16 protein-coding genes and 7 tRNA genes are annotated in these 19702 nt (G+C 54.6%); 21 read left to right on the top strand and 2 right to left on the bottom strand.

What is annotated here, in order from left to right; translation table 11 throughout:
* Positions 1–245: 245 nt before the first annotated feature.
* From asnB to AL479_RS16360, 8 genes are all read left to right on the top strand, one after another.
* Entirely contained in the window at positions 246–1910 is a 1665-nt protein-coding gene (gene asnB / locus AL479_RS16400; protein ID WP_061076836.1) for an asparagine synthase B, read from the top strand.
* A 223-nt stretch (positions 1911–2133) separates the two neighbouring features.
* Positions 2134–2210, top strand: a tRNA-Met gene (locus tag AL479_RS16390).
* Between the two features lie 8 nt (positions 2211–2218).
* Positions 2219–2303, top strand: a tRNA-Leu gene (locus tag AL479_RS16385).
* A 23-nt stretch (positions 2304–2326) separates the two neighbouring features.
* Positions 2327–2401, top strand: a tRNA-Gln gene (locus tag AL479_RS16380).
* A 36-nt stretch (positions 2402–2437) separates the two neighbouring features.
* A tRNA-Gln gene (locus AL479_RS16375) sits at positions 2438–2512 on the top strand.
* A 19-nt stretch (positions 2513–2531) separates the two neighbouring features.
* A tRNA-Met gene (locus tag AL479_RS16370) sits at positions 2532–2608 on the top strand.
* 46 nt (positions 2609–2654) lie between these two features.
* A tRNA-Gln gene (locus AL479_RS16365) sits at positions 2655–2729 on the top strand.
* Positions 2730–2812: 83 nt separating this feature from the next.
* A tRNA-Gln gene (locus AL479_RS16360) sits at positions 2813–2887 on the top strand.
* A gap of 99 nt (positions 2888–2986) precedes the next feature.
* Here AL479_RS16360 and ubiF read toward each other — a convergent pair.
* Positions 2987–4162 (bottom strand): 3-demethoxyubiquinol 3-hydroxylase, encoded by a 1176-nt coding sequence (ubiF, locus tag AL479_RS16355; RefSeq protein ID WP_061076835.1) that lies wholly within the window; start codon positions 4160–4162, stop codon positions 2987–2989.
* A gap of 145 nt (positions 4163–4307) precedes the next feature.
* Here ubiF and miaB point away from each other — a divergent pair, with 145 nt between their 5' ends.
* The 10 genes from miaB to rihA all read left to right on the top strand — a co-directional run bounded on the left by miaB (position 4308) and on the right by rihA (position 14675).
* Positions 4308–5732, top strand: a complete 1425-nt coding sequence (gene miaB / locus AL479_RS16350) for a tRNA (N6-isopentenyl adenosine(37)-C2)-methylthiotransferase MiaB (RefSeq protein WP_061076834.1) — start codon at positions 4308–4310, stop codon at positions 5730–5732.
* A 210-nt stretch (positions 5733–5942) separates the two neighbouring features.
* Positions 5943–6989: a PhoH family protein gene (locus tag AL479_RS16345; RefSeq protein WP_061076833.1), complete on the top strand. Its 1047-nt coding sequence runs from the start codon at positions 5943–5945 to the stop codon at positions 6987–6989.
* On the top strand, positions 6986–7453 hold the full coding sequence (gene ybeY, locus AL479_RS16340) for an rRNA maturation RNase YbeY (protein WP_061076832.1): 468 nt from the start codon (positions 6986–6988) through the stop codon (positions 7451–7453). The genes AL479_RS16345 and ybeY overlap by 4 nt, the downstream gene beginning before the upstream one ends.
* Positions 7454–7551: 98 nt before the next feature.
* Complete coding sequence (gene corC / locus AL479_RS16335) at positions 7552–8430, top strand: CNNM family magnesium/cobalt transport protein CorC (protein ID WP_061076831.1); 879 nt, start codon at positions 7552–7554, stop codon at positions 8428–8430.
* A gap of 23 nt (positions 8431–8453) precedes the next feature.
* A complete protein-coding gene (gene lnt, locus AL479_RS16330) occupies positions 8454–9992 on the top strand; it encodes an apolipoprotein N-acyltransferase (protein ID WP_061076830.1) in 1539 nt (512 codons plus the stop codon).
* A gap of 419 nt (positions 9993–10411) precedes the next feature.
* A complete protein-coding gene (locus AL479_RS16325) occupies positions 10412–11320 on the top strand; it encodes an amino acid ABC transporter substrate-binding protein (protein ID WP_061076829.1) in 909 nt (302 codons plus the stop codon).
* A 163-nt stretch (positions 11321–11483) separates the two neighbouring features.
* Complete coding sequence (gene gltJ / locus AL479_RS16320; RefSeq protein ID WP_061076828.1) at positions 11484–12224, top strand: glutamate/aspartate ABC transporter permease GltJ; 741 nt, start codon at positions 11484–11486, stop codon at positions 12222–12224.
* Positions 12224–12898: a glutamate/aspartate ABC transporter permease GltK gene (gene gltK, locus AL479_RS16315; RefSeq protein ID WP_043001414.1), complete on the top strand. Its 675-nt coding sequence runs from the start codon at positions 12224–12226 to the stop codon at positions 12896–12898. Before gltJ ends, gltK begins: the two co-directional genes overlap by 1 nt.
* The gene (gene gltL, locus AL479_RS16310) at positions 12898–13623 is read left to right on the top strand and encodes a glutamate/aspartate ABC transporter ATP-binding protein GltL (RefSeq protein ID WP_043001415.1); all 726 of its coding nucleotides are present in this window, start codon (positions 12898–12900) and stop codon (positions 13621–13623) included. The genes gltK and gltL overlap by 1 nt, the downstream gene beginning before the upstream one ends.
* Before the next feature lie 116 nt (positions 13624–13739).
* Positions 13740–14675: a pyrimidine-specific ribonucleoside hydrolase RihA gene (rihA, locus tag AL479_RS16305; RefSeq protein WP_061076827.1), complete on the top strand. Its 936-nt coding sequence runs from the start codon at positions 13740–13742 to the stop codon at positions 14673–14675.
* Positions 14676–14765: 90 nt separating this feature from the next.
* On the opposite strand, the gene AL479_RS16300 is transcribed toward rihA, so the two are convergent.
* Positions 14766–15248 (bottom strand): zinc ribbon-containing protein, encoded by a 483-nt coding sequence (locus tag AL479_RS16300; protein WP_043001417.1) that lies wholly within the window; start codon positions 15246–15248, stop codon positions 14766–14768.
* A gap of 235 nt (positions 15249–15483) precedes the next feature.
* On the opposite strand from AL479_RS16300, the gene leuS reads away from it, so the two are divergent.
* Genes leuS through holA form a run of 3 tightly spaced genes read left to right on the top strand, consistent with a single transcriptional unit; the run spans position 15484 to position 19702 of the window.
* Positions 15484–18066: a leucine--tRNA ligase gene (gene leuS / locus AL479_RS16295; protein WP_061076826.1), complete on the top strand. Its 2583-nt coding sequence runs from the start codon at positions 15484–15486 to the stop codon at positions 18064–18066.
* A gap of 14 nt (positions 18067–18080) precedes the next feature.
* Positions 18081–18671, top strand: coding sequence for an LPS assembly lipoprotein LptE (gene lptE, locus AL479_RS16290; protein ID WP_061076825.1), 591 nt, complete (start codon positions 18081–18083; stop codon positions 18669–18671).
* Positions 18671–19702 carry a DNA polymerase III subunit delta gene (holA, locus tag AL479_RS16285; RefSeq protein ID WP_061076824.1) on the top strand — a complete coding sequence of 344 codons (1032 nt, stop codon included), beginning with the start codon at positions 18671–18673 and terminating at the stop codon, positions 19700–19702. The genes lptE and holA overlap by 1 nt, the downstream gene beginning before the upstream one ends.

Genomic DNA, 19702 nt, shown 5'->3' with positions numbered 1-19702 from the left:
CGTCCCAGGACGTGGTTTTTCATTTTTGCTGCCTGAAAAAATAACACCATTCAACAAAAACGGCAAAAAATTGATAATTCATCAATAAATATGCTCAATGCGTAATCTTTTTTCACTAATCGACAATCAACATTGCGTTTTTTCTTTTTCTGACCGCAAACCCCTTGCGCCTCTTGTTTCTTTGCGGCATTTTCTTTACCAAGCAAACACAAAAAGCATTACGCAACAGGTTAACGGAGAAGGTTATGTGTTCAATTTTCGGCGTATTCGATATTAAGTCAGATGCAGGTGAACTGCGTAAAAAAGCGCTTGAGCTGTCACGCCTGATGCGCCATCGCGGCCCGGACTGGTCCGGTATTTATGCCTGCGATAAGGCTATTCTGGCCCATGAACGTCTGTCGATTGTCGACGTCAACGCCGGTGCGCAGCCGCTGTATAACGAAAAGAAAACCCACGTGCTGGCCGTCAACGGTGAAATCTACAACCACCAGGCGCTGCGTGCAGAATATGGCGATCGCTACGCGTTCCAGACCGGTTCTGACTGCGAAGTGATCCTCGCGCTGTATCAGGAAAAAGGCGTGGAGTTTCTCGACGACCTGCAAGGGATGTTTGCCTTCGCGCTGTATGACAGCGAGCAGGATGCATATTTGATTGGCCGCGACCACATCGGCATTATCCCGCTGTATATGGGCTACGACGAATTCGGCAACCTGTATGTGGCGTCAGAAATGAAAGCGCTGGTGCCAGTTTGCCGCACCATTAAAGAGTTCCCGGCGGGAAGCTATCTGTGGAGCAAAGACGGTGAAATCCGTCAGTACTATCAGCGTGACTGGTTCGATTTTGACGCGGTAAAAGATAACGTTACCGACAAAAACGAACTGCGTCAGGCGCTGGAAGATTCCGTCAAAAGCCACCTGATGTCAGATGTGCCTTACGGCGTACTGCTCTCTGGCGGCCTGGACTCTTCCGTCATCTCGGCGATCACCAAAAAATTCGCCGCCCGTCGTGTCGAAGATGACGAACGTTCTGAAGCCTGGTGGCCGCAACTCCACTCCTTCGCCGTCGGTCTGGAAGGTTCTCCGGATCTGAAAGCCGCGCAGGAAGTGGCGAACCATCTGGGGACTGTACACCATGAAATTCACTTTACCGTACAGGAAGGGCTGGACGCGATCCGCGACGTGATTTATCACATCGAAACCTACGACGTTACCACCATTCGCGCCTCCACGCCGATGTACTTAATGTCGCGTAAGATCAAGGCGATGGGCATCAAAATGGTGCTGTCTGGCGAAGGGTCGGATGAAGTGTTCGGCGGCTACCTCTATTTCCATAAGGCGCCAGACGCCAAAGAACTGCACGAAGAGACCGTTCGCAAGCTACAGGCGCTGCACATGTTTGACTGCGCCCGCGCCAACAAGGCGATGTCGGCCTGGGGTGTGGAAGCACGCGTCCCGTTCCTGGATAAAAAATTCCTCGATGTGGCGATGCGCATCAACCCGGAAGATAAAATGTGCGGCAACGGCAAGATGGAAAAACATATCCTCCGCGAATGTTTCGAATCCTATCTGCCGGCAAGCGTCGCATGGCGTCAGAAAGAGCAGTTCTCCGACGGTGTGGGTTACAGCTGGATCGATACCCTGAAAGAGGTGGCCGCTCAGCAAGTTTCCGATCAGCAACTGGAAACCGCCCGCTTCCGCTTCCCGTACAACACGCCGTCTTCAAAAGAAGCGTATCTGTACCGCGAGATCTTCGAAGAGCTGTTCCCGGTGCCAAGCGCCGCAGAATGTGTGCCGGGTGGCCCGTCCGTCGCCTGCTCTTCTGCTAAGGCGATCGAATGGGACGAAGCGTTCAAAACCATGAACGATCCATCCGGTCGCGCAGTGGGTGTTCACCAGTCCGCTTATCAATAAGCCACACTGATGAAAAAGGGCCTTTCGGGGCCCTTTTTTGATCCGGAAAAACGGTTCAGAAAGCGATTAATAACCAATAATTGCCGAATATTGCGCCACGCTGTTCGCAACCTAACCAAACAGTCACATTCCGGGCGTTTTCGATGAAAAAGGGGTTGACGCTTCAAGGCTCAATACGCATAATGCGCCCCGCAACGCCGATAAGGTAAGCGCGAAAAAAGATGGCTACGTAGCTCAGTTGGTTAGAGCACATCACTCATAATGATGGGGTCACAGGTTCGAATCCCGTCGTAGCCACCATCTTTTTTGCGGGAGTGGCGAAATTGGTAGACGCACCAGATTTAGGTTCTGGCGCCGCAAGGTGTGCGAGTTCAAGTCTCGCCTCCCGCACCATTCCCATAAAAGCGTTGCACGGATGGGGTATCGCCAAGCGGTAAGGCACCGGTTTTTGATACCGGCATTCCCTGGTTCGAATCCAGGTACCCCAGCCATATTTCTTCGAGTTTGCGGATTACCGCGACGGTCATTGGGGTATCGCCAAGCGGTAAGGCACCGGTTTTTGATACCGGCATTCCCTGGTTCGAATCCAGGTACCCCAGCCATCGAAGAAATACCGTATCTGGCTACGTAGCTCAGTTGGTTAGAGCACATCACTCATAATGATGGGGTCACAGGTTCGAATCCCGTCGTAGCCACCATATTCAGAACACGTTAGCTTCTTTAAACGGGTTCAAAACAATTTGTTGGGGTATCGCCAAGCGGTAAGGCACCGGATTCTGATTCCGGCATTCCGAGGTTCGAATCCTCGTACCCCAGCCAAATTTGAAAGACGTTCACGATGTGAATGCACCCTGTTGGGGTATCTCCGGGCTGAGTCCGGCACGAGATAACCGACATACCATTGGGGTATCGCCAAGCGGTAAGGCACCGGATTCTGATTCCGGCATTCCGAGGTTCGAATCCTCGTACCCCAGCCACATTAGAAAAGCTCGCTTCGGCGAGCTTTTTGCTTTCTGTTATTTACCCGACTGGCGAGTAAGCCTGATAAGCATCGCGCCATCAGGCATTCATTAGCACTACAACCCTAATGCGTATTTCAGCGCCTGACGTTTTAACACGCCAGCGCGTTCTGCCGCCATTAGCCCAAGGTTACGAATAATCCTCAGCGGCTGCAGGTCATTACTGAATCCGGCGTAGAACAGATCCATCCCGCTTTGCATGATGAAATTATCCGCCATGCGCCGGGTCTGGTAGCGTTTCAGAACCGGCTGACTCGCCCAGGACTCGCCATAGCTGCGGGCATTCACCAGCACATCGATGAGCGCATCCACATCGCGATAACCCAGGTTTACCCCCTGCCCGGCCAGCGGATGAATGGTGTGCGCCGCATCGCCAACCAGCGCCAGTCCCGGCTGCACATATTGCAGGGCATGGCGGCGCGTCAGCGGAAACGCGCCTGCCGCGACGGGCATCACCTGTCCCAGACGCGCCGGGAAATGCTTCGCGATCTCCGTCTGAAGCTGCGACATACTGAGCCCCTGCAACTGACGGATCCGCGCCGGAGCGTCATACCACACCAGCGATGCCCAGTTATCGAACAGCGGCAGAAACGCGCGCGGGCCATCCGGCGTAAACTGTTGCCAGGTGCTGTCTCCGGGATCATTCTCGCACTGTACGGTAATCAGCATGCAGGATTGCGCATACTGCCAGGCGTGAATGCCAATGCCGGCCATCTGCCGCACCTGCGAATTTGCTCCATCCGCGCCAATCACCAGTTTTGCGGTGATTCGTTCGCCACCGGCCAGCTCCAGCTCATGACGTTCGTTATGGCGATGCAGCGCAATCAGCGAAGCCGGAACCCGCAGCGTCACTTTCGGATGTGCTTCCAGCGCCTGCCAGAGCGCCTGTTGCAGAACGTTGTTTTCAACCATATACCCGAGCAGCGGCAGCTTCAGTTCGCTGGCGTCAAACACCACATGCGCGTTTTCCCACTCCCAGGTTTCCAGTCGACGATAGGGATGACTGCGCATCCCCTGTACGGCATCCCAGACGCCAAGTCCCTTCAGCAGTGAAACCGAGGCGGCGCTGATCGCCGAAATACGCACGTCCGGCTGGCTGTCCGCAACAAACGGCGCAGGCACGGCGTGTTCAATCACCGTTACCGTGAAGCCGTGTTGTGCCAGCCCCAGCGCCAGCGCGCCACCGACCATTCCCCCGCCGACAATGGCAATTTCCGTTGGTTGATTTGTCATGGTCAATCATCCTGTTGCATGAATAAGACAAGTTTACAGGATTTTTTACCCCTTGAGGCTGATAACGGTCATACTGGTCACCAGGGCAGCAAAGCATTACACTATGCGCCCTGCAATTCAGCCACTATTTCGCAAGAGCAAGTCGATGACCAAAAAACTCCATATTAAAACCTGGGGCTGTCAGATGAACGAATACGATTCATCGAAGATGGCCGATCTGCTGGATGCCACTCACGGGTATCAACTGACCGATGTGGCGGAAGAAGCGGATGTGCTGCTGCTGAATACCTGCTCAATCCGCGAGAAGGCTCAGGAAAAAGTCTTCCATCAGTTGGGCCGCTGGAAGCTCTTAAAAGAGAAGAATCCCGATCTGATCATCGGTGTCGGCGGTTGTGTGGCGTCTCAGGAAGGCGATCATATCCGCCAACGCGCGCACTATGTCGACATTATCTTCGGGCCGCAAACGCTGCATCGCCTGCCGGAGATGATTAACTCCGTTCGCGGCAACCGTAGCCCGGTTGTCGACATTAGCTTCCCGGAGATCGAGAAGTTTGACCGCCTGCCTGAACCGCGCGCGGAAGGTCCGACCGCGTTTGTCTCTATTATGGAAGGCTGCAACAAATATTGTACTTACTGCGTGGTGCCTTACACCCGCGGTGAAGAAGTCAGCCGCCCGTCGGATGATATCCTGTTTGAAATCGCCCAGCTTGCCGCTCAGGGCGTACGTGAAGTCAATCTGCTTGGTCAGAACGTCAACGCCTGGCGCGGACAAAACTACGACGGCACCACCGGTTCGTTCGCCGACCTGCTGCGTCTGGTTGCCGCCATTGACGGTATCGACCGCATCCGCTTCACCACCAGCCATCCGATCGAGTTCACCGACGACATTATCGATGTCTATCGCGACACGCCGGAACTGGTGAGCTTCCTGCACCTGCCAGTGCAGAGCGGTTCGGATCGCGTGCTGAATCTGATGGGACGGACCCACACGGCGCTGGAATATAAAGCGATCATTCGCAAGCTGCGTGCGGCACGTCCGGACATTCAGATAAGCTCCGATTTCATCGTCGGCTTCCCGGGTGAAACCACCCAGGACTTCGAGCAGACCATGAAGCTGATTGCTGACGTTAATTTCGATATGAGCTACAGCTTCATCTTCTCTGCACGTCCGGGAACGCCGGCCGCCGATATGGTCGATGACGTGCCGGAAGAAGAGAAGAAACAGCGTCTGTATATTCTGCAGGATCGCATTAACCAGCAGGCGATGGCCTGGAGTCGTCGTATGCTCGGCACCGTTCAGCGCATTCTGGTGGAAGGAACGTCGCGTAAGAGCATCATGGAACTGTCTGGTCGTACCGAAAATAACCGCGTGGTGAACTTCGAAGGCGCGCCGGAGATGATCGGTAAATTTGTCGATGTGGAAATTACCGATGTCTGGACCAACTCACTGCGCGGGAAAGTGGTGCGCACCGAAGACGAAATGGGTCTGCGCATTGCAGAAACCCCGGAATCGGTGATTGCGCGAACCCGTAAAGAGAACGAGATTGGCGTCGGGTTCTGGCAGCCTTAATTCTGCTGAAAACGTCAAAATGCCCGATGGTGCTACGCTTATCGGGCCTACTGGAGCACGACGCTTCATAGGCCCGATAAGGCTCTTGTATTTCCTCTCTACGCCCCCATCTTTATTCCAGTGCTTGCGCCTTTCCCCCGTGGCGTGAATAATTTCCTGACAGGCCGGTGAATGTTCATCTTCCGGCTCCCTATGCATAAGAGGAACAGTTTGAACACAGACACTCGCGAAATTACCCTTGAGCCTGCAGACAACGCCCGCCTGCTGAGCCTTTGCGGCCCGTTTGATGACAACATTAAACAGCTGGAACGCCGTCTCGGCATCGAGATTAACCGCCGTGACAACCATTTTAAACTGACCGGTCGCTCGATTTGCGTCACCGCTGCGGCAGATATCCTGCGCAGCCTGTATGTCGATACTGCGCCGATGCGCGGCCAGACGCAGGATATCGAACCGGAGCAAATCCATCTTGCGATTAAAGAAGCGCGTGTGCTTGAGCAGAGCGCCGAAAGCGTTCCCGAGTACGGCAAAGCGGTCAATATCAAAACCAAGCGTGGCGTGATTAAACCGCGTACGCCTAACCAGGCGCAGTACATCGCCAACATTCTCGACCATGACATCACCTTCGGCGTCGGTCCTGCCGGTACAGGGAAAACCTACCTCGCCGTTGCCGCCGCCGTGGATGCCCTTGAGCGGCAGGAAATCCGCCGTATTCTGCTGACTCGTCCGGCGGTTGAAGCCGGGGAAAAACTGGGCTTCCTGCCAGGCGATTTGAGCCAGAAGGTTGACCCATACCTGCGCCCGCTGTATGACGCCCTGTTCGAAATGCTCGGCTTCGAGAAAGTTGAAAAGCTGATTGAGCGCAACGTGATCGAAGTGGCTCCGCTGGCCTATATGCGCGGACGTACGCTGAACGATGCCTTTATCATTCTTGATGAGAGCCAGAACACCACCATCGAACAGATGAAGATGTTCCTGACCCGCATCGGCTTTAACTCGAAGGCGGTGATTACCGGCGACGTCACACAGATTGACCTGCCGCGCAACATCAAGTCTGGTCTGCGCCATGCCGTTGAGGTGCTGGCAGAGGTCGACGAGATCAGCTTTAACTTCTTCCACAGCGAAGACGTCGTGCGCCACCCGGTGGTTGCCCGTATCGTTAACGCCTATGAAGCATGGGAAGAAGCCGAACAAAAACGTAAAGCCGAGCAGGCTGCCGAGCGCAAGCGTGAAGCTCAGGAACAGGAACAGAAATGAGTCAGGTGATCCTTGATTTGCAACTGGCGTGTGAAAACAACAGCGGTTTGCCAGAAGAGAGCCAGTTTCAGACCTGGTTGAATGCGGTTATCCCGCAATTTCAGGAAGAATCAGAAGTGACGATTCGCGTGGTGGATGAGGCCGAAAGCCACGACCTCAATCTGACCTGGCGCGGGAAAGACAAGCCGACCAATGTGCTCTCCTTCCCGTTTGAAGCCCCACCAGGTATTGAGTTGCCGCTGCTTGGCGACTTGATCATCTGCCGTCAGGTCGTTGAACAGGAAGCGCAGGAGCAAGGTAAGCCGCTGGATGCCCACTGGGCGCACATGGTCGTCCACGGCAGCCTGCATTTGCTGGGCTACGATCATATCGAAGACGACGAGGCAGAAGAGATGGAAGCCCTCGAGACAGAGATTATGCTTGCTCTGGGCTATGAGGATCCGTACATTGCCGAGAAGGAATAAGCGACCGGGCGAATGCCCGGTGGTTTCCGGTGATGCCATGCGCTGAGTTTGCGCGCATTGAGCAAGAGATTAACTAACAAGAGAACCCATACGACGCCATGAGCGACGACAATTCACACAGTAGTGACACGTTAAGCAGCAAGAAGGGATTTTTTTCCCTGTTACTGAGCCAACTTTTCCACGGTGAACCGAAAAACCGTGATGAACTGCTGGCGCTGATCCGTGATTCCGGGCAGAACGAGCTTATCGATGAGGATACGCGCGACATGCTCGAAGGGGTGATGGACATTGCGGACCAGCGCGTTCGCGACATCATGATCCCCCGCTCCCAGATGATTACCCTGAAACGCAACCAGACGCTGGATGAATGCCTCGATGTCATCATCGAGTCCGCCCACTCGCGTTTTCCGGTGATCAGCGAAGACAAAGATCACATTGAAGGGATTCTGATGGCCAAGGATTTGCTGCCGTTTATGCGCAGCGATGCCGAGGCCTTCAGCATGGAGAAAGTGTTACGTCAGGCCGTTGTCGTCCCGGAGAGCAAACGCGTTGACCGTATGCTCAAAGAGTTTCGCTCTCAGCGTTACCATATGGCTATCGTCATCGACGAATTCGGCGGTGTCTCCGGTCTGGTGACCATTGAAGACATCCTTGAGCTGATCGTCGGTGAAATCGAAGATGAATACGACGAAGAAGATGATATCGACTTCCGTCAGCTCAGTCGCCACACCTGGACCATTCGCGCGCTTGCGCCGATCGAAGACTTCAATGACGCCTTCGGCACCAGCTTTAGCGACGAAGAGGTCGATACCATTGGGGGTCTGGTGATGCAGGCGTTTGGTCACCTGCCCGCACGGGGTGAAACCATTGATATCGATGGTTACCAGTTCAAAGTGGCAATGGCCGACAGCCGTCGTATTATTCAGGTTCACGTCAGAATTCCGGATGACTCCCCCCAGCCAAAACTGGACGAATAAAACCGAACGGGAAGAAGAACTCAATGGCTTTTGCCTCATTAATTGAACGCCAGCGCATTCGCCTGCTGCTGGCGTTATTATTCGGTGCCTGCGGTACGCTGGCTTTTTCTCCTTATGACATCTGGCCCGCTGCGATTGTGTCGCTGATGGGTTTGCAGGCATTAACCCTGAATCGTCGCCCGCGTCAGTCAGCCGCTATCGGCTATTTCTGGGGACTGGGACTCTTCGGGACGGGGATCAACTGGGTTTACGTCAGCATTGCGCAGTTTGGCGGGATGCCAGGCCCGATCAACGTCTTCCTTGTCGTGCTGCTCGCGGCATACCTTTCACTGTATACCGGGCTGTTTGCTGGCGTACTTGCGCGTCTGTGGCCGAAAACCAGCTGGTTACGGGTCGCCATTGCTGCGCCGGTGGTCTGGCAGCTAACCGAATTCCTGCGTGGCTGGGTGCTGACAGGATTTCCGTGGCTGCAGTTTGGCTACAGTCAGATCGACGGCCCGCTGAAAGGGCTGGCGCCGGTAATGGGTGTCGACGCCATTAACTTCCTGCTGATGATGGTCAGCGGATTGCTGGTTCTCTCGCTGGTCAGCCGTAACTGGCGTCCGCTGGTGGTCGCTATCGTCCTTTTCGCGCTCCCCTTCCCGCTGCGCTATATCCAGTGGTACACGCTGGAACCGCAAAGAACCACCCGCGTATCGATGGTTCAGGGCGATATCCCGCAGTCGTTGAAATGGGACGAAGGCCAGTTGATGAATACGCTCAAGATCTATCTGGATGCGACGCAGCCCGAAATGGGGAAATCGCAGCTGATCATCTGGCCGGAATCCGCCATTCCGGATCTGGAAATCAACCAACAGCGCTTTCTGAGCATGATGGACGACCTGTTGCGTTCGAAGAACAGCTCGCTGATTACTGGTATTGTCGATGCGCGACTGAACAAGCAGAACCGCTACGACACCTACAACACCATCATCACGCTGGGGAAAGACAATCCTTACCTCTATGACTCCACCAACCGCTACAACAAAAACCATCTGGTGCCGTTTGGTGAGTTTGTGCCGCTGGAATCCATTCTACGCCCCTTAGCGCCGTTCTTTGACCTGCCGATGTCCTCGTTCAGCCGTGGCCCGTATGTTCAGCCGCAGCTGCATGCGCACGGTTTAGCGCTGACCGCCGCGATTTGCTACGAGATCATTCTGGGCGAACAGGTACGCGATAACTTCCGTCCGGATACGGACTATCTGCTGACCATCTCCAACGATGCGTGGTTTGGTAAGTCGATTGGCCCGTGGCAGCATTTCCAGATGGCGCGGATGCGATCGCTTGAGCTGGCGCGGCCGCTGTTGCGCAGTACTAACAACGGTATTACGGCAGTGATTGGCCCGCAGGGCGAGATCCAGGCGATGATCCCGCAATTTACGCGCCAGGTGTTGACCGCCGATGTGACGCCAACAACGGGCTTAACGCCGTACGCCCGCACGGGCAACTGGCCGCTGTGGCTTATTACCGCGCTGTTTGGTTTTGCCGCCGTGTTAATGAGTTTGCGTCAACGTCGCAGATAACACAGTGCACCATCAAATCCAGGCCGGATAAGGCGGTACGCCGCCATCCGGCGGTTGTGCCACATCGTGCCTGATGGCGCTACGCTTATCAGGCCTACAAACCTTCCCCCCGAAAACCATTCTGGCACGCCTATTGCTTTGTTAAAAAAGGCAAACCTGTTTTTAGCGTTTAGCGCAACTTAGTCGCACTAAAGTAGTTCACCGGTAGCACCGAAACGGTGCAATGAGAGATTTTTGCCTCTAAACGGTGCGGCGCACTTCGCAAAAATAAACAATAACGCAGCAAAATCTTTACATTAAGCCAGACTAAATGTTAACAAACAGGTAAAACACTGCACGCTTAAGTTGCAGGTGATAACAACACAGACACTCACAATAGGTATCACTGCGTCGACGGCGCAGACGATAAGGAGTTGGATATGCAATTACGTAAGCTAGCCACAGCAATGCTGGTGATGGGACTGTCAGCCGGTCTGGTACACGCGGAAGACGCGGCGCCCGCCGCAGGCAGCACGCTCGACAAGATCGCCAAGAACGGCGTTATCGTCGTCGGTCACCGTGAATCCTCCGTGCCGTTCTCTTATTACGACAATCAGCAGAAAGTGGTGGGTTATTCTCAGGATTACTCCAACGCCATCGTTGAAGCCGTGAAGAAGAAACTGAACAAGCCCGATCTGCAGGTTAAGCTGATCCCGATTACCTCTCAGAACCGTATCCCGCTGCTGCAAAACGGCACTTTCGACTTTGAGTGCGGTTCCACCACCAACAACCTTGAGCGCCAGAAACAGGCCGCTTTCTCTGACACCATCTTTGTCGTCGGCACACGTCTGCTGGCGAAGAAAGGCGGCGACATTAAAGACTTCGGCGATCTGAAAGGCAAAGCGGTTGTTGTAACCTCAGGCACCACCTCTGAAATTCTGCTGCACAAGCTGAACGACGAGCAAAAAATGGATATGCGTATCATCAGCGCTAAAGACCACGGTGACTCTTTCCGTACCCTGGAAAGCGGTCGCGCCGTTGCCTTTATGATGGATGATGCCCTGCTGGCCGGTGAGCGCGCGAAGGCGAAGAAACCGGATAACTGGGAAATCGTCGGCAAACCACAGTCTCAGGAAGCTTACGGCTGCATGCTGCGTAAGAACGATCCTGAGTTCAAAAAGCTGATGGATGACACCATCGCCCAGGCGCAGACCTCAGGCGAAGCCGCGAAATGGTTTGATAAGTGGTTCAAAAATCCGATCCCACCGAAAAACCTGAACATGAACTTCGAACTGTCGAACGAAATGCAGGCCCTGTTCAAAGAACCGAATGATAAAGCACTTAACTAACTAGAACGAAATGGGGCGGGAACTCCTTGCCCTCTCGATTGCTATACAGCACGGACAGACTATATGCCTGATGGTCGTTCCCCATCAGGCCTGAAAACCGAAGTACGCTGGATAACAATCTTCGAGGGTAGCGCTGCTACCCTTATTTTTTCGGAGTAGATGTATGTCAATAGACTGGAACTGGGGCATTTTTTTACAACAAGCCCCATTCGGCAACACCACCTATCTCGGCTGGCTCTGGAGCGGTTTCCAGGTCACCGTCGCACTATCCATCACCGCCTGGATCATTGCCTTCCTGGTCGGTTCTTTGTTTGGCATTTTACGTACTGTCCCGAATCGCTTCCTTTCCGGGATCGGCACCCTGTATGTAGAACTGTTCCGTAACGTACCGTTGATCGTCCAGTTCTTCACCTGGTATCTGGTGGTGCCTGAACTGCTGCCAGAAGATCTTGGCATGTGGTTTAAGGCGGAACTGGATCCCAATATTCAGTTCTTCGTTTCGTCCATGCTCTGTCTGGGGCTGTTCACCGCAGCACGCGTCTGCGAACAGGTTCGCGCCGCTATTCAGTCACTGCCGCGCGGCCAAAAAAACGCGGCGCTGGCGATGGGGCTGACCCTGCCGCAGGCCTACCGCTACGTGTTGCTGCCTAACGCCTATCGCGTGATCGTCCCGCCGATGACCTCTGAGATGATGAACCTGGTGAAAAACTCCGCCATCGCCTCCACCATCGGTCTGGTCGATATGGCCGCGCAGGCCGGTAAGCTGCTGGATTACTCGGCGCATGCCTGGGAATCGTTTACCGCCATTACTCTGGCGTACGTGTTGATTAATGCCTTCATCATGCTGGTGATGAGTCTGGTGGAACGTAAAATCCGCCTGCCTGGCAATCTGGGAGGCAAATAATGTACGAATTCGACTGGAGTTCTATTGTCCCTTCCCTGCCCTATCTGCTGGATGGGCTGCTCATTACGCTGAAAATTACGGTCACAGCGGTGATTATCGGCATTGTCTGGGGCACCATTCTCGCCGTTATGCGCCTTTCCAGTTTTGCGCCTGTCGCCTGGTTTGCTAAAGCGTACGTTAACGTCTTCCGCTCCATCCCGCTGGTGATGGTACTGTTGTGGTTCTACCTGATTGTGCCAGGGCTATTACAGGACGTACTGGGGCTGTCGCCGAAAACCGATATTCGCCTGATTTCGGCGATGGTCGCATTTTCGATGTTTGAAGCCGCCTATTACTCCGAAATTATCCGCGCGGGTATCCAGAGTATTTCCCGTGGACAGTCGAGTGCGGCGCTGGCGTTGGGGATGACTCACTGGCAGTCAATGAAGCTCATCATTTTGCCGCAGGCGTTTCGCGCAATGGTGCCGCTGCTGCTGACGCAGGGTATCGTCCTGTTCCAGGATACGTCTCTGGTGTACGTCTTAAGCCTCGCGGATTTCTTCCGCACCGCGTCTACGATTGGCGAGCGTGATGGTACACAGGTCGAAATGATCCTGTTTGCCGGTGCCGTTTACTTTGTTATCAGCCTGAGCGCGTCGTTGTTGGTCAGCTATTTGAAGAAAAGGACAGTTTAATGATTACCCTGAAAAATGTTTCTAAATGGTATGGTCACTTTCAGGTGCTGACCGACTGCTCCACGGAAGTGAAAAAAGGCGAAGTGGTGGTCGTCTGCGGCCCGTCAGGTTCCGGGAAATCCACGCTGATCAAAACCGTTAACGGCCTGGAGCCAGTGCAAAAAGGTGAAATCACCGTGAACGGCATTATGGTCAACGACAAAAAAACCGATCTGGCGAAGTTACGTTCACGCGTCGGGATGGTGTTCCAGCACTTTGAACTGTTCCCGCATCTGTCGATTATCGAAAACCTGACCCTGGCGCAGGTGAAAGTCCTTAAGCGTGATAAAGCCCCGGCGCGCGAAAAAGCGCAAAAGTTGCTGGAACGCGTAGGCCTTGCCGCGCATGCCAATAAGTATCCGGCGCAGCTTTCCGGCGGCCAGCAGCAGCGTGTGGCGATTGCCCGCGCGCTGTGTATGGATCCTATCGCGATGCTGTTCGATGAACCCACCTCCGCACTCGATCCGGAGATGATCAACGAAGTACTGGACGTCATGGTTGAACTGGCCAACGAAGGGATGACCATGATGGTCGTAACCCATGAAATGGGCTTTGCCCGCAAAGTGGCGAACCGGGTGATCTTTATGGACGAAGGGAAAATCGTTGAGGACTCACCAAAAGAAGAGTTCTTTGCTAACCCGAAATCCGAACGCGCAAAAGACTTCCTCGCCAAAATCCTGCATTAATCTTGCTGGCGCGCATGTCAGAGTGCGCGCCATCTCACGCTTTCTTGCCTCGCTCCTCGAATCATTTTCACCCCGGCGTTACCCTTGCCACAAAGTAGCATTCATAAGGAGTAACAATGGCACTGCCAATAATCATAGATTGCGACCCGGGTCATGATGACGCTATCGCAATGGTTCTCGCCCTCGCCTCACCGGAACTTGACGTTAAAGCCATCACCTCATCCGCAGGTAACCAGACCCCCGATAAAACGCTGCGCAACGTATTGCGAATGTTAACGCTGCTGAACCGCACGGACATTCCGGTGGCGGGCGGTGCGCCAAAGCCCTTGATGCGTGAACTGATCATTGCCGATAACGTCCACGGCGAAAGCGGACTGGATGGCCCGGCGCTACCGGAACCCGCCTTTGCGCCGCAGCCATGCACCGCCGTTGAGCTGATGGCAAAGACGCTGCGCGAGAGCACGCGACCAGTCACCCTTGTCTCAACCGGGCCGCAAACCAACGTTGCGCTGTTGCTGAACAGCCATCCAGAACTGCGTGACAAAATCGCCCGTATCGTGATCATGGGCGGTGCAATGGGGTTGGGCAACTGGACGCCTGCCGCCGAATTCAATATCTATGTCGACCCTGAAGCCGCAGAAATCGTCTTCCAGTCGGGGATTCCGGTGGTGATGGCCGGTCTGGACGTCACGCATAAAGCGCAAATACATGTCGAAGATACCGAACGCTTCCGCGCCATTGGTAACCCGGTATCCACGATTGTTGCTGAACTACTCGACTTCTTCCTTGAGTATCATAAAGACGAGAAATGGGGATTTACCGGCGCGCCGCTGCACGACCCGTGCACCATCGCCTGGCTGTTGAAACCCGAACTGTTTACCACCGTTGAACGCTGGGTTGGCGTGGAAACGCAGGGGAAATACACCCAGGGGATGACCGTGGTGGACTATTACTTCCTGACGGGCAATAAGCCGAATGCCACCGTAATGGTGGATGTGGATCGTGAAGGGTTTGTAGACCTGCTGGCGGAACGACTAAAGTTTTACGCGTGATCAATGCCGGATGGCGCTGACGCTTATCCGGCCTACATAATAAGTCATCGTAGGCCAGATAAGATGCGTCAGCATCACCATCAGGCTATATTACGGTTCAAACGGTCGGCGCTGGAACTGGTCGTGTCCGCATTTCGGGCACAATGGCAACACGTCCGGCGTATACACCGCCAGGTGAAAATGACACTTCTCACAGACCAGATTGCCCAACCCCACCACTTCGCCGCTGTGATATACCCCGTGATGACTCAGGTCCTGAAAAACTTCGCGCCATTCGAGCTGTGTTTTGTCGGTGATATCCGCCAGTTCCTGCCACAGGCTCTCTTTAATCACCCGCATAAAAACGCTGTCGGACTCCTCTTCCAGACTCTCCTCATAGCTGATGGCAAACTCTTCCAGGTCGCGTCTGACGGCGCGCGTCAGTTCGTCCACTTCGGTTCGCGTTAACTCCCCGGCCTGCAAAACCTGCTGCCGCGCCTGTTCTACCAGCGCATCGATATCACGCTCGCCATTGCGCAGACGTTCACTTAATGACGCCACCAGCTCACGGTAGTATTGAGCAACCTTGTTCATCGTTTCGCCTCCTGGGTCGTTAACTGTCTATAATAATAGACGTTATTTGGGTCGCGCTTTGCAAGACTGCCCACAGAGTGTGTAAATTCGTGCAAGGATTACCGTTGCGTGAATTCGAACCTGAATGCGCGAAAGGCTGTTTTGACGCGGGCGTTTGGGCTATGCTATGCGGATCTGAAACACCACATCGAAAGCTACGTTTGTAGCTGTATTGAAAACAGGACCACTGGCTGCCATGCAAGAGCAATACCGCCCGGAAGAGATAGAATCCAAAGTACAGCTTCACTGGGATGAGAAGCGCACATTTGAAGTTACCGAAGACGAGAGCAAAGAGAAGTATTACTGCCTGTCTATGCTTCCCTATCCTTCTGGTCGACTACACATGGGCCACGTACGTAACTACACCATCGGTGACGTGATCGCCCGTTATCAGCGCATGCTGGGCAAAAACGTGCTACAGCCTATCGGCTGGGACGCATTCGGCCTGCCTGCGGAAGGCGCGGCGGTGAAAAACAACACCGCGCCGGCACCATGGACCTACGACAATATCGCCTACATGAAGAACCAGCTCAAAATGCTGGGCTTTGGCTATGACTGGAGCCGTGAGCTGGCGACCTGTACCCCGGAATACTATCGCTGGGAGCAGAAATTCTTCACCGAACTGTACAAAAAAGGTCTGGTCTACAAGAAGACCTCTGCGGTCAACTGGTGCCCGAACGATCAGACCGTACTGGCGAACGAACAGGTTATCGACGGCTGCTGCTGGCGCTGCGACACCAAAGTTGAGCGTAAAGAGATCCCGCAGTGGTTTATTAAAATCACCGCCTATGCCGATGAACTGCTCAACGATCTCGATAAACTGGATCACTGGCCTGACACCGTGAAAACGATGCAGCGCAACTGGATTGGTCGTTCTGAAGGCGTGGAAATCACCTTCAACGTGAACGATTATGACAACACGCTGACCGTTTACACGACCCGCCCGGATACCTTTATGGGCGCCACTTACCTGGCGGTTGCCGCCGGTCACCCGCTGGCGCAGAAAGCGGCAGAGAACAACCCTGAACTGGCAGCCTTTATCGACGAATGCCGTAACACCAAAGTGGCCGAAGCCGACATGGCGACCATGGAGAAAAAAGGCGTCGATACCGGCTTCAAAGCGGTTCACCCGCTGACCGGCGAAGCGATCCCGGTCTGGGCGGCTAACTTTGTGCTGATGGAATACGGCACCGGCGCAGTCATGGCTGTACCGGGTCACGATCAGCGCGACTACGAATTTGCCACCAAATACGGCTTAACCATTAAGCCGGTTATCCTGGCAGCCGATGGTTCTGAGCCGGATCTTTCCGAACAGGCGATGACCGATAAAGGCGTCCTGTTTAACTCTGGTGAATTTGACGGTCTGGCCTTCGACGCGGCCTTCAATGCCATTGCCGATAAGCTGGTCGCCAAAGGCGTGGGCGAGCGTAAGATCAACTACCGTCTGCGCGACTGGGGCGTTTCCCGTCAGCGTTACTGGGGCGCACCGATCCCGATGGTCACGCTGGAAGACGGCACCGTACTGCCAACGCCGGAAGATCAACTGCCGGTGATCCTGCCGGAAGATGTCGTGATGGACGGCATCACCAGTCCGATCAAAGCCGATCCTGAGTGGGCGAAAACCACGGTTAACGGCCAGCCTGCGCTGCGCGAAACCGACACTTTCGACACCTTTATGGAGTCATCCTGGTACTATGCGCGTTATACCTGCCCGCAGTATCAGGAAGGGATGCTGGATTCCAACGCGGCAAACTACTGGCTGCCGGTAGATATTTACATTGGCGGTATCGAACACGCCATCATGCACCTGCTCTACTTCCGCTTCTTCCACAAACTGATGCGCGATGCCGGCATGGTGAACTCTGACGAGCCAGCAAAACAGCTGCTGTGTCAGGGGATGGTACTGGCGGATGCGTTCTACTATGTGGGCGAAAACGGCGAGCGTAACTGGGTTTCCCCGGTGGACGCGATCGTTGAGCGCGACGAGAAAGGCCGTATCGTGAAGGCGAAAGACGCGGCGGGCCATGAGCTGGTGTATACCGGCATGAGCAAAATGTCCAAGTCGAAAAACAACGGTATCGACCCGCAGGTGATGGTTGAACGTTACGGCGCGGATACCGTGCGTCTGTTTATGATGTTCGCCTCTCCGGCTGATATGACGCTGGAATGGCAGGAGTCCGGCGTGGAAGGCGCTAACCGCTTCCTGAAACGTGTCTGGAAACTGGTGTACGAACACACTTCCCGTGGCGATGTTGCGCCGCTGAACGTTGACGCGCTGACGGAAGATCAGAAAGCGCTGCGTCGCGATGTACACAAAACGATCGCCAAAGTGACCGATGATATCGGCCGCCGTCAGACTTTCAACACAGCAATCGCCGCCGTGATGGAGCTGATGAACAAGCTGGCGAAAGCCCCGCAGGATGACGAGCAGGATCGTGCGCTGATGCAGGAAGCGCTGCTGGCGGTAGTACGAATGCTCAACCCGTTCACCCCACACGTCTGCTTTACGCTGTGGCAGGCGCTGAAAGGCGAAGGCGACATCGACAACGCGCCGTGGCCGGTCGCGGACGACGCTGCAATGGTCGAAGACTCCACGCTGGTCGTGGTCCAGGTTAACGGCAAGGTACGTGGTAAAATCACCGTTCCGGTGAATGCGACAGAAGAGCAGGTTCGTGAACGTGCGGGCCAGGAACATCTGGTCGCTAAATATCTTGATGGCGTTACCGTGCGTAAAGTGATTTACGTACCGGGTAAACTCCTCAATCTGGTCGTTGGCTAAGCGCGGGAGGAAGCGTGCGATATCTGGCAACATTGTTGTTATCTCTGGCGGTGTTAACCACCGCCGGATGTGGCTGGCACCTGCGCAATACCACGCAGGTTCCGGACACCATGAAAACCATGATTCTGGACACGGGGGATCCGAATGGTCCGTTAAGCCGTGCGGTGCGTAACCAACTGCGTCTGAACGACATTGAGCTACTGGATAAGAGTACGCTGCGTAAAGACGTACCGTCTCTGCGTCTGGGCCGGGTCAGCATTTCGAAAGATACTGCGTCTGTCTTCCAGAATGGGCAGACAGCGGAATACCAGATGATTATGACGGTCAATGCGTCAGTATTGATTCCGGGTCACGATATTTATCCTATCAGCGTCCGGGTATTCCGTTCGTTCTTCGACAACCCGCAGATGGCGCTGGCGAAGGATAACGAGCAGGATATGATCATCAAAGAAATGTACGACAGAGCGGCGGAACAACTGATTCGTAAGCTGCCAAGCGTACATGCTGCGGATCGTCTCTCATCGCAAGAAGAGGTTGCCGTTGACGATACAGAAGCGGCTCCCGCTTCCTCTTCAACGCGTGTCTCCAGCACGCTGGGTAACTGATGATTCGGTTGTACCCTGAACAACTCCGCGCGCAACTCTCTGAAGGGTTGCGCGCGGCGTATCTGCTACTCGGAAACGACCCGCTGCTGTTGCAGGAAAGCCAGGATGCCATCCGTCAGGTTGCGGCAACTCAGGGGTTCGACGAACACCACACGTTTACTCTCGACAACAACACTGACTGGAACGCCTTGTTCTCGCAATGCCAGGCGATGAGTCTGTTCGCCAGCCGTCAGACGCTATTGTTGTTGCTGCCCGAAAATGGTCCGAATGCCGCGATGAATGAACAACTGGCGACGTTGGTTCAACTGCTGCATGACGATCTACTGCTGATCGTGCGCGGAAACAAGCTCACAAAAGTGCAGGAAAACGCCGCCTGGTTTAGCGCGCTGGCCGACCGTGCCGTACAGATCAGTTGTCAGACGCCGGAGCAGGCGCAACTCCCCCGTTGGGTGGCGGCGCGCGCAAAGCAAAATAATCTGCAACTGGACGACGCGGCGAATCAACTGTTGTGCTATTGCTATGAAGGTAACCTGCTGGCACTGGCGCAGGCGCTGGAACGTTTGTCCTTGTTGTGGCCCGACGGTAAGCTCACCCTGCCTCGCGTCGAGCAGGCCGTTAATGATGCCGCCCACTTCACCCCATTCCATTGGGTAGATGCGTTGGTCATGGGCAAAAGTAAGCGCGCACTGCACATTCTTCAGCAGTTACGTCTGGAAGGTAGCGAACCGGTTATTTTGCTGCGTACCCTGCAACGCGAACTGTTGCTGCTGGTAACGCTGAAACGCCAGTCGGCCCATACTCCGCTGCGTACGCTTTTCGATAAGCATCGCGTCTGGCAAAACCGTCGGGGTATGATCGGCGACGCGCTGAACCGACTGAGTCCGACGCAGTTACGCCAGGCGGTCCAGTTACTGACACGTACGGAAATCACGCTGAAGCAGGATTATGGCCAGTCGGTCTGGGCGGAGCTTGAAGGGCTCTCACTGCTGATTTGCCACAAAGCGCTGGCTGAAGTTTTTATTGATGGCTGA

The organism is Citrobacter amalonaticus (assembly GCF_001559075.2).
GTDB lineage: Bacteria > Pseudomonadota > Gammaproteobacteria > Enterobacterales > Enterobacteriaceae > Citrobacter_A > Citrobacter_A amalonaticus_F.
The sequence above is the reverse complement of the archived record's forward strand: the minus strand, read 5'-3'. Positions and strand labels throughout refer to the sequence as shown.

Excerpts from the sequence above, each read along its gene's own strand:
- leuS (WP_061076826.1), top strand. The coding sequence starts at position 15,484 with ATGCAAGAGCAATACCGCCCGGAAGAGATAGAATCCAAAGTACAGCTT.
- gltK (WP_043001414.1), top strand. The coding sequence starts at position 12,224 with ATGTACGAATTCGACTGGAGTTCTATTGTCCCTTCCCTGCCCTATCTG.
- holA (WP_061076824.1), top strand. The coding sequence starts at position 18,671 with ATGATTCGGTTGTACCCTGAACAACTCCGCGCGCAACTCTCTGAAGGG.
- ybeY (WP_061076832.1), top strand. The coding sequence starts at position 6,986 with ATGAGTCAGGTGATCCTTGATTTGCAACTGGCGTGTGAAAACAACAGC.
- AL479_RS16300 (WP_043001417.1), bottom strand. The coding sequence starts at position 15,248 with ATGAACAAGGTTGCTCAATACTACCGTGAGCTGGTGGCGTCATTAAGT.
- ubiF (WP_061076835.1), bottom strand. The coding sequence starts at position 4,162 with ATGACAAATCAACCAACGGAAATTGCCATTGTCGGCGGGGGAATGGTC.
- rihA (WP_061076827.1), top strand. The coding sequence starts at position 13,740 with ATGGCACTGCCAATAATCATAGATTGCGACCCGGGTCATGATGACGCT.
- miaB (WP_061076834.1), top strand. The coding sequence starts at position 4,308 with ATGACCAAAAAACTCCATATTAAAACCTGGGGCTGTCAGATGAACGAA.
- gltJ (WP_061076828.1), top strand. The coding sequence starts at position 11,484 with ATGTCAATAGACTGGAACTGGGGCATTTTTTTACAACAAGCCCCATTC.
- asnB (WP_061076836.1), top strand. The coding sequence starts at position 246 with ATGTGTTCAATTTTCGGCGTATTCGATATTAAGTCAGATGCAGGTGAA.
- AL479_RS16325 (WP_061076829.1), top strand. The coding sequence starts at position 10,412 with ATGCAATTACGTAAGCTAGCCACAGCAATGCTGGTGATGGGACTGTCA.
- corC (WP_061076831.1), top strand. The coding sequence starts at position 7,552 with ATGAGCGACGACAATTCACACAGTAGTGACACGTTAAGCAGCAAGAAG.
- gltL (WP_043001415.1), top strand. The coding sequence starts at position 12,898 with ATGATTACCCTGAAAAATGTTTCTAAATGGTATGGTCACTTTCAGGTG.
- lnt (WP_061076830.1), top strand. The coding sequence starts at position 8,454 with ATGGCTTTTGCCTCATTAATTGAACGCCAGCGCATTCGCCTGCTGCTG.